We start from the raw sequence: 16487 nt of genomic DNA on the forward strand, positions 1-16487 counted from the left end.
GTCATTATTTGGAGCAGGTGAAATTTTCACCTGCACAGCTTCAACTTACCTAATCAAGCTTTCTGCTTTTAAAAGCTCATCACCATTCATTTTCCAACTAAAGAAGCGAATAATACGACCGTCATCAAGATACACTTCTGGGATACTTAAAACACCTAAGGAGCGTAACCTAATCGCCTGAATATGTTCCGCATGGATATAATGAGTCTTACCAAAAAAGTTATAGCTAACTCCCGCTTTATCTATATGAAGAAAACGCTTTCCAGTTAATGATAGTGCCAATGTTGTTAGAGTAAACAACAGTAAAATTAATGTAACTATTTGCAATAATGATGAGGGAATAGCCAAGATAGAAAACAGCTCATTACCAAGCCAGATCAACGACAAAGTAAGCACGTAGAAAAGCCAGTTTATTTCCAACTCTAGGGTTCTCATTGAGTATCTCCTTTATTTACCCAACCACAATCAAATTTGAGCCCTCGACGCAATAACGTGACCCAATTTATTGAAGAAAAGCTAATGATAAAGTGCCAATGTTCCTAAAGCAAGAACTTTAAAATTAATAAAACATGAAATAATCGTGACGACTTTTAGACAGGGCATTAACGCAGTAACGCATTGAATTTAAAAATAAAAAAGGCCGCCAAAGGCGACCTTTTTATGCAAAATAAGTAGTTAATTACTTAGCTGCTTTTTTCTCTTTCTCAGCTGCGATTACCGCGTCAGCAACGTTTGCTGGACATGGTGCATAGTGTGAGAATTCCATTGAGAACTGACCACGACCAGACGTGATAGTACGTAGGTGACCGATGTATCCGAACATTTCAGATAGTGGTACTTCACCCTTGATACGAACGCCCATTGCGCCGGCTTCTTGGTCTTTGATCATACCGCGACGACGGTTAAGGTCACCGATTACGTCACCTACGTTGTCTTCTGGCGTGAACACGTCAACTTTCATGATTGGCTCAAGAAGTTGTGCACCCGCTTTAGGGATAGACTGACGGAATGCGCCTTTAGCAGCGATTTCGAACGCGATTGCTGACGAGTCAACTGCGTGGAAACCACCGTCGAATAGCTCAACTTCAACGTCTAGTACTGGGAAGCCCGCTAGTACACCTTCGTCCATCATTGACTTGAAGCCTTTCTCAACTGCTGGCCAGAATTCCTTAGGAACGTTACCACCAACAACTGTAGACTTGAACGTAAAGCCAGAACCAACTTCACCAGGCTTGATACGGTAGTCAATCTTACCGAACTGACCAGAACCACCAGACTGTTTCTTATGCGTGTAGCTATCTTCAACTTCTTGTGTGATAGTTTCACGGTAAGCAACCTGAGGCTGACCAACGATTAGGTCTACACCGTATGTACGCTTAAGGATATCTACCTTAATGTCTAGGTGAAGCTCACCCATACCTTTAAGGATAGTTTCACCTGAATCTTCATCAGTCTCAACTTGGAATGAAGGATCTTCTGCAACCATCTTACCGATCGCGATACCCATCTTCTCGTTACCACCTTTATCTTTAGGTGCAACAGCGATTGAGATTACTGGATCAGGGAAGATCATCGCTTCAAGTGTACACTCGTGCTTAGGATCACATAGCGTGTGACCTGTTTGAACGTTCTTCATACCAACAACAGCGATGATGTCACCCGCTTGTGCTTCAGTAAGTTCAGTACGCTCGTCCGCTTGCATCTCAACCATACGGCCGATACGCTCTGTTTTACCAGTTGCAGAGTTAAGGATAGTGTCACCTTTCTTCATGCGACCAGCGTAGATACGGATGAACGTAAGCGCACCGAAACGGTCGTCCATGATTTTGAACGCAAGCGCTTTAAGTGGCGCATCAGCGTCAACAGTTGCTACTTCACCAGTAGGCTCACCTGTTTCAGGATCTGTTAGTGGCTGAGGCTCAACTTCTGTAGGAGAAGGTAGGTAATCTACAACAGCGTCTAGTACAAGTTGCATACCTTTGTTTTTGAACGCTGAACCACAGAAAGTTGGGAAGAACGCAAGATCACGAGTACCTTTACGGATACACGCTTTGATTTGTTCGATAGAAGGTACTTCACCTTCCATGTATGCTTCCATTAGGTCGTCGTCTTGCTCAACAGCAGACTCAACTAGCATTTCATGGTATTCTTCAACTTTGTCTACCATGTCTGCAGGAACGTCTTGTACTTCGTAGTTTTCAGGAAGACCTGTGTCATCCCAAACGTATGCTTTCTTCTCAAGTACGTCTACAACACCACAGAATTGGTCTTCGATACCAATTGGAAGCGTCATCACTAGTGGGTTAGCACCAAGTACTTTCTCAACTTGATCAACTACGCGGTAGAAGTCTGCACCCATACGGTCTAGTTTGTTTACGAAGATACAACGAGCAACTTCTGATTCGTTCGCATAACGCCAGTTAGTTTCTGATTGTGGTTCAACACCACCAGAACCACAGAATACACCGATACCACCATCAAGTACTTTTAGTGAACGGTATACTTCTACTGTGAAGTCAACGTGTCCAGGAGTATCGATAACGTTTAAACGGTGGCCTTTCCACTCACAAGTTACCGCTGCTGATTGGATTGTAATACCACGCTCAGCTTCCTGCTCCATGAAGTCAGTAGTAGACTCACCGTCGTGTACTTCACCAGTTTTGTGGATTTTACCAGTAAGCTTTAGAATACGCTCAGTGGTGGTAGTTTTACCCGCATCAACGTGCGCGAAAATACCAATGTTTCTGTATTTCGATAAATCTGCCATTGTTTTACTCTATTTAAAGTAGAAAAATTATTCGGCGGGAGTATATCACCTCTTGTAGCGAACATCATCCTTGAAGTCGTCTAAAATGCAATCAATTCGCGAAAAAGTTTCTAATGCGAAACTTTGTGACCCATTTTTACCGTATCGCTTACTGCTAGGCCGCTGTATTTAAGAAAATTCCATTGTATTTTGTCAATTTCAGGGCGGTGAGCTTGGGTTTTTGTTTAAAATATCTGCTTTCCGAACAAGTTGGCATGCTGGACTTGGAAGGCATCATCTAGCAAAGAAAAATGCGCTATTTTACCCACTTCAATGCTACCAAGTTCATTGTCCATATTTAAATAAGTTGCGGGTACTAAACTTGCCATATTGATGGCCTCTAGAAGCGGAATATTGGCCAATTCTGCTAAATTCTTCACTGCTTTTTCAAGTGTTAGTGTACTGCCGGCCAAACTGCCGCTGTGAGTTTTCGCCACGCCATCCTTGACCACAACTGGCATTTCACCCAATTGATATTCACCATCTTTAAGGCCACCAGCATTAATACAATCACTGATCAAGGCCACCTTATGCTGACCTTTTAGGCGGTAGATCAACTGTAAAATCGCAGGGTGCAAATGAATACCGTCGGCAATCACTTCCACCAAGGCTTGGCTATCAAGTAACAACGCACCAGCACAGCCCGGTTCACGGTGATGAATGCCGCGCATGCCGTTAAACACGTGGACCCCGCCGCAGGCACCATGTGCCAAAGCGGCATTGGTTTGCGCAAAATCCGCATCACAATGACCTAGCATCACTCGCACCCCATGTTTACTTAGGTACTGTGTCATCTTTACGCCATTAGCCTTTTCTGGCGCAAGCGCCACTGCTTTAAGCGCACCATCAGCCGCGCTAATCATTTCATCAATTAAGGCTTCATCTAGCGGCTTAAAGAAAGCTTCGTTATGGGCACCTTTGTGTTTCTCGCTAAAAAACAAGCCCTCACTATACCCGCCTAGCACCTGAGCACCTGGCATCTTTTGCTTATAGGCGGCTCCAATAACCTTCATCGCGGCAATAGTTTGTGGCCACGTAGTCGTCACCGTGGTAGCCAAAAAGCCAGTGACGCCATGTTTGAGCAACGAGGTGCTAATAGTTTCTATACTGGAGAGTTTGCCATCAATAACATCGCACCCCTCTCGGCCATGAATATGCAAATCAATTAACCCAGGCCACATATCTAAATTAGAATAACATTCGGTATTATCAGGCGCTTCCGCCGCTGGAATAATAGCGTGAAAACGCTCACCTTTTATTACCGCAACGTGCGCTTCAAAGACGCTGGTAGGGGTATAGATACGACGGGGCCGAATATAACGAAGCTGTTCAAGCATGCACTTTGCTCCCTAATAGGGCCGCGCCTAATGCACCACTTGCATCACCATGCTTGGCTCTAACAATATCTGGTACTGACACCGCTGAAAATACATGAGGTTCGATGGCTTTTGGGAGCGCCTCTACAAGTTCATCGATAAGCGACATGCCACCGCCAAGCACGATAACTTCAGGGTCATATGCTTTGATTAAATTTGCAAACGCCGAGCCCAACAGATCCATATAGCAATTAAACGCATGGATTGCTTCACTTTCTCCAGCCCGCATCGCTGTGATAACTTGTTCTGAGGAACGCTTCCGCGTAGTGAAATGTTGATACAAACCGGCAAGCCCTGGTCCTGCGACATAGCGCTCTAAACACCCTTGCAACCCACAGCCACACGCTAAAATAGGCAGGTGATATTTTTGCTGTAACACCGCAGAAAGCGGATGGTGGCCATATTCACCGGCTATCCCTTGGGCACTTTTATACAACGCACCATCAATGCAAAAGCCGCCTCCAGCACCGGTGCCTATTATTGCCCCAAAGACCTTTTGATATTGCTTACCGGCTCCAAGACTGGCCTCTGATAACGCAAAGCAACGGCAGTCATTTTCAACCGCGATGGGCCGTTCCAGTTTTGCAACGAGATCAGCCTTAACTTCTTTACCATTGGCGCAAGGGACATTTGCTGATAGCACGCGCTGCTGCGCATTTACTATCCCCGGCATACCAATACCAACCTGTCCTTTACAACCATATTTGTCATCGGCTTGCTGCACCAAAGTGACGATTTGCGCCAAAAACGCCTCATAACTGTGCTTTGGTGTCGCCACACGCCAAGACTCTAAGCGTTGTAGCTTTTCATCAAACACCGCAATTTCAATTTTGCTCCCGCCAACATCCACTCCATAAATCATACTTCACTCCCAAATGGATGAATGACTACGCCCTGTACGACTCTATTCACTTCCCCCGACGGGCAAGGATTGTCCGGTGAAATACCGAGATTCAGCGCTTTATAGAAACTTAACTGCTGTGCAAACAACATATACAGTAATCCTTGCCACACATCTTCTAGTGGTGGCACTTTAGGACAAAGTGAATGCACCGTCATGGCTGTACCGTCACGCTGCAATTCAGCAACTAAATCCTGATCGTACAAGCTGGTATAACCATCACTTGAGATAAAACATACCACGACAGTTTTGCTATTGATAAGTGATTTTGGACCATGACGGAACCCAAGCGGTGACTCGCTCACGCTCATTACTTGGCCTGCCGATAACTCAAGCATTTTTAACGCAGCTTCCTTTGCAAATCCCAACAAACAGCCAGAGCCTAGGTACACCAAACGCTCAAATGGTTGTTGTGCAAATGCACGGATATTTTGCTGCTCTGCCGCAGCTAACATGCTTTGCGCTGCATTGATCAACTTATCCACGGAGCCGTCATCCACTGCAAAAAGTTGTAGCGCTGCAACCATCATTGACGAATAGCTACTCGTCATTGCAAAACTTTGGTCAAGCGTAGGTTCCGGTAGCAATATACTTGTTGCATTGCTTGTCTGCAGCGCTGCTTGATGCAACTTTCCATCACGGTTGCAGGTGATAAAAAGGTGCTGGCTGTTACTAACCAGCTGTGTTACCAACTCTACGGCCGCCACACTTTCTGGACTATTACCAGAGCGAGCAAAAGATACTAATAAACAAGGTTTATCCGTCGCTAGGTATTGTCGTGGTGCAGCAACTAAATCAGTTGTGCTCACTGCCCGCACACTTTGGCGCATGTGTGCATTAAGATGAGTGGCGATAGCGTCACCGATATAAGCGGATGTACCCGCCCCCGTCAAAATAACCTGAGTATCAGGGTCATCTAGAAGAGGAGCTAACTCCACCAAAAGCTTAGGCTTTATGCTCGCGACTAATTGAGCGGTTTCTTGCCACATCTGTGGCTGCTGGGTGATCTCTTTTGCTGTCCAATAGGCATTTCGTGTTTTTAATTGCGCAATTTCGTGTCCTAGCAAAGTGTTCATGACGCTTTCTCCATGGCAAAACACGCATTTGAATAGCGAGCCACAACACGTTGAATTTTGGCAATCACTAACGCTTTGGCATCCCTTGCTATTTCACCACGGCGTACTTGTTGATATAGCTCTGGAAAATATTGGCTGATAAGCGGCAATGATAAGGTCTGCTGCGCTAGGTTTTCGAGCATAGTTGCTAACGCCTTTTGCACCGCATCTTGATGCCAGTAATAGCGAATACGGTCGCTAAAGCTAAATTGACGCAAGAAACGGAGTTGCTGTGATTCGCCGTGATAAAAACGCTGCCAACTCGTAGGCTCTGCCAGCATGACCTCGTCCACCACCTCAACAAACTGACTATGAACATAGGGTAGTAATTGCTTTTCAATATGGTGAAGCGCGAATAATCCCTCGCGCAGCGCAAAGGTCAATTCAGGCCCGACTTTCAAAATGGCAAAGTGATCAGCAACCAACGACTGATAAGCGGCTGCAGTTTGATAATCTGTCGAATGCGCTTCGAAAGCAATACGGTCAACGGTACGAATAAAATCTTTTAATGCACTCGCTTCATTCGATTTGTAGTCAAAAACTTGGGTGTTATCAAACTCAACACCCGGCTGCACCACCATTGCAACCACGCGTTGCCAAGCATCCGCTAACCCTTTATTTGCAAAGAGTTCACGATGGCAAGCTAGGGTTTCTTGCGCAGCAACTTGGCTGGTCGGTTGTAGACTGTCAATCTGTTCATCAGCGCCACCTGGAGGGGGAACTTCAGTACCAATCACATAAACAATATCACTACGACCAAACGTCGCAATCGCGGCTGCTTCCGCTGTTTGACACAACAAAGCAGCGCGATTAGCTACAATATCATCGCTTAACACGTCAGGATCGTCAGCACAGGGCATGCTGGCATCTAAGTGAATTTTCTTAAAACCAGCCTTCACGTATTCAGCGACTAAGTCACACGCTTTGGCCATTGCGGCTTGGCTATTTTCACTCGTCCAACAGACTGGTCCTAAGTGATCACCACCAAAAATCAGTAACTGCTTATCAAAACCAAGCTCGTCGGCCATCTCTTCGACTTTGGCAATAAAATCCGCGGGACGCATCCCGGTGTAACCGCCAAATTGATTAACCTGATTGGCCGTGGCTTCAATTAATAGCAGCGTATTTTCCTGCTTGGCATATCTTATCGACGCTTCTAGCACCCAAGGGTGAGCTGAGCAAATGGCATAAATGCCTGAGTTTTTCCCTGATTTATTGGCTTCGATTAGGGCTTGAAAACGCCGCATATGATCACCTCTTAAGACGTTATTAAATGTACCTCAATTCCGGCGGCAACCAATTGCTGATGAACATCAGCTGGAATACCACTGTCCGTAACCAAAACGTCAATTTCTTCGCAGGCGATAATACGGTGTACACCTTTACGATCGAATTTACTGGAGTCCGTCACCACTATGACTTGCTTTGCAACCTTACACATCTCGCGGTTAAGCGCAGCTTCCGGTTCAAAGTGTGTTGTTACACCAACATCAACGGAGAACCCATCAACACCGAGCACCAGACGGTCAAAGTGATATTGCTTTAGCTGATCTTCTGCATGGCTGCCATAAAACGACAGCGACTTTTTACGCAGTGAGCCTCCAGTCATCAACACTTCAACGCCATCGGCTGCAACGAGCGCTTGCGCCACGTTAAGACCATTGGTCATCACCACTAGCTGTTGATGCTCGGTAAGTTGCTTCGCAACCTCTTCAGTGGTGGTTCCAGAGTCCAGAATTATAGACTCATCATTGCCTATAAGGCCCGCCACCAACTTTGCAAGCTCGACTTTCACTTGGTGATGATGATCGTGCTTTTCCGTTATGGTGAGCTCTTTGGTTAACCTAGAACTCGCAACGGCACCACCATGAGAGCGAACCAACAAACCTTTTTCATGCAGGGCATTGAGATCATTTCTGATCGTCACGGTTGATACACCAAATTGTTCTGCCAGCTCAGATACTTCTACTCGTTCCGTTTGACCAACGAGTTGAACGATTTCGTGGCGTCTTTCGATGGTGTTCAGCATGACACCTCCTTTCGTTTTGGTTAAATTTAGTCTACACAGCTTTCACTTGCTTTCAATTTATTTTTTTAACTTTAAACAAAAACAAACACAAACACCTGTTTCATAAGGATTTAAAGTTAAATTAGAAACAAATCGAAAACAAAACGAAAGAATGTGAAAGATATTTTTCTTGCGTTCAAAATAAAACTGCCGTAATAATAACCAAAAAATAACATTTCGTTTTTAACAACAAGAGTGAACAACTAAGAGGTTATTATGGGTGATCTAAACCGCCGGCGATTTCTTCAATCAATGGCTGCTATCGCAGCAACAAGCGCAGTGGTTGGCTGCGCGAGTAACAATAATAAGACGCCGCTTACACCAAAGCCACAAGGAAATTCAGTTCAAGGTCTAGTCGTACCGAAACTGGATGTCGTGCGAGTGGGCTTTATTGGTGTAGGTCAACGTGGTGTTGGCGCGGTAAAGCACTTTTGCCATCTTGACGGTGTCGAGATCAAGGCCATCTGCGATACGCACCAAGCAGTCGTCGATAGAGCCGTTAAAATTGTTGTCGACAAGGGTTTACCAAAACCTGCGACTTACGGCAAGAGTGATATGGACTATCGCCGCATGTTGGCGCGCGATGACATTGATATTGTGATCATCTCTACGCCTTGGAAATGGCATACGCCTATGGCGGTAGACACAATGGAAAGTGGCAAACACGCTTTGGTCGAAGTGCCAGCAGCAGTAACCATAGAAGAAGCGTGGCAATTGGTAAATACCGCAGAGCGCACGCAAAAGAACTGCATGATGTTGGAAAACGTTTGCTATGGTCGCGACGAGCTGATGGTATTAAACATGGTTCGCCAAGGGCTATTCGGTGAGTTACTGCACGGTGAAGCAGCTTATATCCATGAACTTCGTTGGCAAATGAAAGAAATTGAGCATAAAACTGGCTCATGGCGCACACATTGGCATACCAAACGTAACGGTAACCTCTACCCAACCCATGGTCTAGGCCCGGTTTCTCAATATATGAATATCAACCGTGGCGATCGCTTCGACTATATCTCCTCCATGAGTTCACCAGCGCTTGGTCGTGCAGCCTATGCTAAACGTGAATTTCCAGCAAATCATGAACGAAACCAACTTAACTATATTGCTGGAGATATGAACACCAGCATCATTAAAACCATCAAAGGTCGTTCGATTATGGTACAGCACGATACCACTACCCCACGCCCTTACTCCCGCCATAATTTAATTCAAGGTACTAACGGCGTATTTGCAGGATTCCCCAACCGCATCGCGCTTGAGAACGGCGGGAGTAAGAGCTTTCACGAGTGGGATTACGACATGAATGATTGGTACGGTAAATATGACCATCCACTTTGGCAAAAAATGGGAGCTGAAGCAGAGCGCAACGGCGGCCATGGTGGCATGGATTTCTTAATGTTCTGGCGCATTATTTACTGCCTTCGTAATGGCGAGCCGCTAGATCAGGATGTTTACGACGCAGCTGCTTGGTCAGCGGTCTTCCCTCTTTCAATGGACTCAGTTGCAGACAGAAGTAATAGCAAGGACTTCCCGGATTTCACCAGGGGCACATGGCGCACTGCAGCACCACTAGGCATTGTCACATAACTAACCAGAGGTTAAATACGCTATCTATAGCAAGTACTAACAATGCCTGAATAAGCGCCCATAAAGCGGGCGCAATAATAACAACACTCAACAGGACAACAAGATGAAACACACTCTAAAACTGTGTGCTGTGGGATTGGCCGTGAGCTGTGCCCTGTCCCAATACGCGCACGCACAGGAAACAGAACAAAACAGCGGATCTGACGAGCAAGATAAAGCCAAGCAACAAGTCGAGAAAATTGAAGTACGTGGCGTACGTTCCAGTATCAAAGAGTCACTCTTTCTCAAGAAAAACGCCGTCGGCGTAATGGATGCCATCGTTGCCGAAGACATTGGCAAGTTCCCAGATCAAAACCTAGCTGAAGCGCTACAACGAATGACAGGTATCGCCATTACCCGTAATGCAGGTGAAGGACAAAACGTCACAGTGCGGGGCCTTGGCGGGGACTTTAACGTTACCACCATCAATGGTCGTAGAATGGCATCTGAACACACAAGCCGTGACTTTAACTTCGATTTAATTGCGCCTGAAATGGTTCAAGCATTAGAAGTATACAAGTCACCACAAGCACAAACACAAGAAGGGGGGATTGGTTCGGTCATCAATATAAAAACCCGCCGACCGTTAGATATGGATGGCTTTACCCTCGCCGGAAGTGCCAAAGCCATTTACGAAGAACGTACCGGCGATACCAACCCTCAAGCCTCCTTCCTAATTAGTGATACCTTTTTTGACAATACCTTTGGCGCCCTATTTACCGCCGTTTATTCCGAGCGGACACAACGCGAAGACTCCTATGAAGGACAAGGGTTTTACGATCCAGAAGAAAATACTGACGTGCGAGTCCCTGTTGACAGTAACCGAAATGGCGAGCTAGATGAGGGCGAGAAAGTACACCCATCAATGATCCCAGGATATGTACGCTACTCGAACTGGCAAGATAAACGTGAGCGCATTGGTGCAAGCCTCGCCTTACAATGGCGTCCAACGAATGATATTGATGTCACCTTTGATAGCTTATACTCAAGCTACAAAACCGACGGTGAAAAATATCAAATCTCTTTCGTCACCTATGATGAACCTTGGACACCGGGGATCCCAGCGGTAGGTGAATTAAAATTTAATGAAGATGGCAACGTCAACTACATTGAGTTAGTCGATGGTGCAATGGCTGAGCTACTGAACGTCTCTGAGCCTCGCAATACCGACACTTGGCAGGCCGGTCTTAACTTCAAGTGGTATGCTACCAGCGACCTAACGCTTGAATTTGACGTGTCTAAGTCCCGTGCTGAGCGGATCAATGATGGCGACAACCGCTACATCGTGGCGCGTGGCTTTGTTGATACTATCACCATAGATCAAACAGGCGACAATCTCCTGCCAGATGTGACCATGTCACCAGCACTTAATGCCGATCAACCCTTTGGTGCTCACTACAGCTACAACTATGGCACGGAAGTAATAAGTGATGTTGAAGAGTTAAGGCTAGAAGGAACATTTATTCCGGAATGGGAATTTGTCAAAGACATCAAGTTTGGCTTTCATTACGGTAAGCAAACTAAAGGCAGAGACGTGAGCAAATCAAATAACCCATCAATGTTCAGTAATGGTGGAGCTTATTTTAAAAACTCAGATTACGACAGCTTTGATAACTCAAGCGTAGAAAAGCTCGGTGGCCTTAACTTATTTAGACTACCCGCAGATGTACTTGTACCCGCCAACTTTGATAACTTCCTAGATGGTGAGCCAGGCATGCACCCTGCGCCGTGGGCAAGCTTCGACTACGACAAACTCTATGCTTTTTATCAATCCATTAATGCCCAAGCCGCAGATGAAAAAATTAGAGCTTCCAAGAGCCCTAAAGATTCCTACGAGCTTTCTGAGTCAACGTTTGCACTTTATTTAGAGACCAATCTAGTCGGCGAGCTGTCGGAAATGCCTTACAACCTAAACCTAGGCGTAAGAGCAATCAAAACCGAGATCACCTCTGATGGCTACGTTTTTGATTACCCAAGTCTGGTATACAACGTAGAAGAAGACGAAGATGGCGACATTATCTATCGCATAGAAGGGGATATTGCCGATTATTACTCCGATTCTTACGTAGAAGATGACTACACTGATGTACTGCCTAGCATGAACTTTAAGTTAGAAATAACAGACTCACTGTTATTTAGAACCAGCGCGGCTAAAGTTATCACCAGACCTAGCATCGATTTTCTAACCCCATATAGCTCAATTAATTTCAGTAAGTTTGAGCTTAATCTTGCCAACCCTGGGATCAAGCCACTTAGAGCAGACCAACTTGATTTGGGACTAGAGTGGTACTTCTCTGATTATGGTGCGCTCACCTTTGCAACCTATTACAAAGACATTAAATCTGTTATCGCTCAGGGGCGTATCGGTACGATAAAAGTGGGGAAATTCTTAAAAGACGGCGTTGAAGTTGACGGTCCGGAATTTACCCAAGTATCTCCACGTTCAGAAGCAGGAGCAGAGATCAAAGGGTTCGAAATTGCTTACCAACAGTCGTTTGAGGAATTGCTACCGGCACCTTTTGATGGCCTAGGTATGCAAATCAACTATACATTTACGGATAGTAAATACGACGACCCCGAAAAAGACGAGCTACCATTCGCTGGAATGTCTGAGCATTCTTACAATGCGGTTATCTATTATGAGAAAGATGACTACCAAGCGCGTATCGCTTACAACTGGCGAGATGATTACCTGAAGTATCCAGATGCGTGGGGCGGCCCTGAATGGGCAGCAGATTATGGTCAGTTTGATTTCAGTGCCAGCTATAATCTTACTGCAAAGACACGGATTGACCTAAACGTGACCAACCTCACCAATGAGCGTCAATGGTCATACATTAAAACCCAAGAGCAAGTGAGCCACTTGAGCCGTTACGGCCGCAGTATCAGTTTAGGCATTAACACTTCTTTCTAATCAACATGGGGCAACGCGCCCCATTCAAGGAACTTAAGATGAAGAATACAATAATGACACCGATACTGCTGTGCGCCTCGCTATTTGCCTCAGCACAAGAGGCTTATATCAGCAGTTACGGCAACGCTTGGGTCAACAACGATATTGACGCCAGCAGGCAATATATAACTCAAGCTGGAATTGCCCCATGGCAAGATAAGCAGCTTAGATTTAATCACTATTTTTATGCCAATAACGTTGGCACCTATACCCTCTATTTACACCTTGAGAAACCAAGTGCACCAAGTACATTGCTAGTAACGCATAACAATAAACAAGTGACGCTTAACCTCGATAGACAAAGCCCGACTAAGGTTAAAGTCGGTGACTTTGCTGTGACACAAGTTGGCTATCAAACGGTCCAAATAGCCGGTGACACATTAGCCAAAGGGCGAAACAGTACCTTCCCCGCCATTACCGGGCTCAGTCTCGATGGCGAGGCCATGACCCCTGCACCTAACTATGTCAAAGAAGACTTTTACTGGGGTCGTCGCGGCCCTTCAGTACACCTTTCCTATACCGTACCTGACAAAAAGGACTATAACTGGTTTTACAACGAAGTGACGGTGCCATCTGGCTATGATCCACAAGGTTCGTATTTTATGGCGAATGGTTTTGGCGAAGGGTACTTTGGTATTCAGGTAAACTCACCCAGCGAGCGCCGCGTGCTGTTTTCGGTTTGGAGCCCATATCAAACGGATGATCCGAGCACGATTCCTGACAATCTTAAAATCAAATTACTCGCTAAAGGCGACGGCGTTTACGTCGGTGAATTTGGCAATGAAGGTTCTGGAGGACAAAGCTATTTACGTTATAACTGGCAGCCAGATACGACATATCGCTTTTTAGTCAATATCGAGCCCAGTACGACTTATGAAGGCCATACTGAATATCGCGGCTATTTTTATGCGCCGGAAACCGGCCAATGGAAGCTAATCGCAGCCTTTAGCCGCCCTGAAACCAACACCTATGTTGCAAGACCGCATAGCTTTTTGGAAAACTTTTTACCCGAAGCTGGACAGTTTGAGCGTAAGGCATTTTATAATCGCCAGTTTTTGCGTGACACCCAAGGTAACTGGGTTGAGTTAAATCAGGCTAAATTCACTTATGACGCCACCGCCAGAAAAGGGTCGCGTTTGGATTATCAAGGTGGTGAGGAGCAAAACCGTTTTTACTTACGTAACACCGGTTTCTTCACGGGACCCACACCTTATCTCAGCGAATTCACTCGCCCTAGCAGCAATGATGCGCCAGTGATCCCATGGCAGTCACTACAGGCACACCCTTAATTTAGATGATAGCTTCTCTCTGGTCGGCCAATGCTACCGTAGCTTTGGTCGGCTTTTACTTCTTCTATACTAACCAAAAACTCTAAATAGCGCCGAGCGGTTGAGCGGCTCACCCCCACCAATTCTCCCATTTGGGTTGCTGTAAACACCTGCTTGGGCTGACTTTGAAATGCCGTACGAATTTTTTCCAAAGTAAGTGGGTCAACGCCTTTAGGTAGTCTAGCTGTACTTTGTATGCTCGCCTGTTCACTACCAAATAAGGTGTCGACCATAGATTGCGTCACTTCATTGGCACCATCCAAACACTGCTGACGCGCCTCAAAGCGAGCGAGTGCGAGGTCGAGCCGTTCCAAGATCAGCGGTTTAACTAAAAAATCACATACTCCCAGACGGATCGCTTTTTCTAGCGTCGCCACTTCTTTTGCTGCGGTGATCAGCATCACTTCGCTTTTACAGCCTTGCTCGCGTAGCATCTTTAAAAACTCAAGACCGTTACCATCGGGTAGATAAATATCCAATAAAATTAAGTCGGCTTGTATCGCACTCAACAGTACCGTCGCGGTAGAAACATTGTCGCTACTGGCCACCACCCGATATTGCCCTTGTCTTGCGCTACTTGGTGTTGCCGGTGTCACAAGGTATTGCGCTAATAATTGTGCCACAGCTACTTCATCTTCGATGATCACCACAGAATAAGTCATTGTTATTGCTCTTTTACTTGCTTGGGAATAAAGACCGTGATCCTTGCACCAAGTAATTCAGACTCCCCAACCTCTAAGGTTCCGTGGCAGGAATCAAGATTTGTTTTTACGAGATATAAGCCAACACCATGTTGGTCGCCGGACTTAGTACTAAACTGCGGCGTAAACGCCTCTTCGACGTTACCAATCAGTCCAGTGCCGCTATCTTCAACATCAAAGATAATATCCTGAACCGTTTCATCCACTGTTACGACCACTTTGGCAGGCCGCAACTGTGCCGTCGTTCTTGCCGCTTCGATGGCATTATCGATGAGATTACCCAATATTGAAACTATTCGTTCCAACATCTCTTTTTGATGGATAGCGCACAGCGCACTGTCGGAACTCACCTCTAGTGCCACATTATGCTCTCGTGCTTTATGGTATTTACCGAGTAATAAGCCCGCGATCACTGGCTCTTGTATATAGGTGAGGAGGTTTTCAATTTGCGCTTGTGAGCCTTGGCTTTCTTGACCTATCAGCTCAATCGCTTTGTCATATTGTGCCATTTGGATAAGCGCGCCAATGGTATTTAACTTGTTTGAATAGTCGTGCGTTTGCACTCTCAACAGTTCTGCAAAAGCCTGTACTTTAGTGAGCTGCTTTGACACATACTCTAGTTCATCGGAGGGTCGCATACTCAGTAAAATACCTTCGTGTTGACCTTGCACTTGCAGCGCAAACCGCGATAACACCAAACGCTTGTCAGCAACAAATAGCTCAAAACCAACTAAAGGGCGATTGGGATTATGCAACAAGAAGTCGCTATGCTCTGGCAACAGATCGCTCAGGTGCAAACCTTGCTTACTCAAGCCGCGAGGCTTTTCGAGAATTTCGCACGCACGTTGATTCAAACGACGCACGCTGCCATCAGGGTCAAGCGCAATAATCCCCGTCCGTACGGTATTCAGTATGGCCTCTTGCTCTGCAAATAAGCGCCCGATTTCATCTGGTTGCAGGCCAAAAATGGCTTGGCGGACACGTCGACCAATCCAAATTGCGGCAATGACACTGAGCAGTAACACCGCTGCAGCTCCGATAAAAACGGCAATGCTGCGCTGCAACACCAACGACTCGACGGATTGCACTAAAAAGCCTACCGAGACTAAACCAATCACCTCACCAGCGGGAGAATACACAGGCACTTTTCCCCGAATAGACTCACCTAAACTGCCCTGTGCCGTTGAGATATAACTCTCTCCAGACAGTGCGGCTTGGCTATCCCCTCCGACCATAGTGCGACCAATTTTTTGCTCATCTGGGTGGGCGATACGTCGCGTTTCGGTGTCACCAATGACGATAAAATCTGCGCCAGTTGCCTGGCGCAGCAGCTCAACATTAGTATTGAGGCGTTGGATCTGTGAGCTATCCCTATCTGCTACGAGTGCCGTCATAACATCTTCACGAACCGCCACCGCCTTAGCCAAAGCCAAGGCTTTTTCTCCCACTTCCTGGTGTAAGCTTTGCGTAATAACCTGATACACCAGCGCGGTAAATAAGCATGCTTGGATCACACACAAGCCCACAACCCAAGTGATCAGTCGCGTTTCTAAGCGTTTTGGTCTGCGTGCTAATTTTTGTGATTGCGACACACGTATTTCCTCACTGCTGGG

General features: G+C 46.1%; 12 protein-coding genes. 3 read left to right on the forward strand and 9 right to left on the reverse strand.

The window, feature by feature from the left end; translation table 11 throughout:
- Positions 1-45: 45 nt before the first annotated feature.
- The 7 genes from L3V43_RS12895 to agaR all read right to left on the reverse strand — a co-directional run bounded on the left by L3V43_RS12895 (position 46) and on the right by agaR (position 8227).
- Positions 46-435 carry a hypothetical protein gene (locus tag L3V43_RS12895; protein WP_102057730.1) on the reverse strand — a complete coding sequence of 130 codons (390 nt, stop codon included), beginning with the start codon at positions 433-435 and terminating at the stop codon, positions 46-48.
- Between the two features lie 244 nt (positions 436-679).
- Complete coding sequence (fusA, locus tag L3V43_RS12900; RefSeq protein WP_095728810.1) at positions 680-2767, reverse strand: elongation factor G; 2088 nt, start codon at positions 2765-2767, stop codon at positions 680-682.
- Positions 2768-2991: 224 nt separating this feature from the next.
- Positions 2992-4143: an N-acetylglucosamine-6-phosphate deacetylase gene (nagA, locus tag L3V43_RS12905; protein WP_237116756.1), complete on the reverse strand. Its 1152-nt coding sequence runs from the start codon at positions 4141-4143 to the stop codon at positions 2992-2994.
- The gene (locus L3V43_RS12910) at positions 4136-5044 is read right to left on the reverse strand and encodes an ROK family protein (protein ID WP_102057732.1); all 909 of its coding nucleotides are present in this window, start codon (positions 5042-5044) and stop codon (positions 4136-4138) included. The genes nagA and L3V43_RS12910 overlap by 8 nt, the downstream gene beginning before the upstream one ends.
- Positions 5041-6159 (reverse strand): SIS domain-containing protein, encoded by a 1119-nt coding sequence (locus L3V43_RS12915; protein WP_102057733.1) that lies wholly within the window; start codon positions 6157-6159, stop codon positions 5041-5043. Before L3V43_RS12915 ends, L3V43_RS12910 begins: the two co-directional genes overlap by 4 nt.
- Complete coding sequence (locus L3V43_RS12920) at positions 6156-7445, reverse strand: D-tagatose-bisphosphate aldolase, class II, non-catalytic subunit (RefSeq protein WP_102057734.1); 1290 nt, start codon at positions 7443-7445, stop codon at positions 6156-6158. The genes L3V43_RS12915 and L3V43_RS12920 overlap by 4 nt, the downstream gene beginning before the upstream one ends.
- An 11-nt stretch (positions 7446-7456) precedes the next feature.
- Positions 7457-8227, reverse strand: a complete 771-nt coding sequence (gene agaR, locus L3V43_RS12925) for a transcriptional repressor AgaR (RefSeq protein WP_102057735.1) — start codon at positions 8225-8227, stop codon at positions 7457-7459.
- A 255-nt stretch (positions 8228-8482) separates the two neighbouring features.
- Between agaR and L3V43_RS12930 the strand changes: the two genes are divergently transcribed.
- The 3 genes from L3V43_RS12930 (at position 8483) to L3V43_RS12940 (ending at position 14134) form a co-directional block, all read left to right on the forward strand.
- On the forward strand, positions 8483-9853 hold the full coding sequence (locus L3V43_RS12930; RefSeq protein ID WP_010606892.1) for a Gfo/Idh/MocA family oxidoreductase: 1371 nt from the start codon (positions 8483-8485) through the stop codon (positions 9851-9853).
- Between the two features lie 103 nt (positions 9854-9956).
- Entirely contained in the window at positions 9957-12806 is a 2850-nt protein-coding gene (locus L3V43_RS12935) for a TonB-dependent receptor (RefSeq protein ID WP_237116755.1), read from the forward strand.
- 38 nt (positions 12807-12844) lie between these two features.
- Entirely contained in the window at positions 12845-14134 is a 1290-nt protein-coding gene (locus L3V43_RS12940) for a DUF3472 domain-containing protein (protein WP_237116754.1), read from the forward strand.
- On the opposite strand, the gene L3V43_RS12945 is transcribed toward L3V43_RS12940, so the two are convergent.
- Positions 14131-14835, reverse strand: coding sequence for a response regulator (locus tag L3V43_RS12945; RefSeq protein WP_174170232.1), 705 nt, complete (start codon positions 14833-14835; stop codon positions 14131-14133). The two genes, L3V43_RS12940 and L3V43_RS12945, sit on opposite strands and share 4 nt — an antisense overlap.
- 2 nt (positions 14836-14837) lie before the next feature.
- Positions 14838-16466, reverse strand: a complete 1629-nt coding sequence (locus L3V43_RS12950; protein WP_237116753.1) for a sensor histidine kinase — start codon at positions 16464-16466, stop codon at positions 14838-14840.
- Positions 16467-16487: the final 21 nt, after the last annotated feature.

This window comes from Pseudoalteromonas sp. L23, from assembly GCF_021728455.1.
Taxonomy (GTDB): Bacteria; Pseudomonadota; Gammaproteobacteria; order Enterobacterales; family Alteromonadaceae; genus Pseudoalteromonas.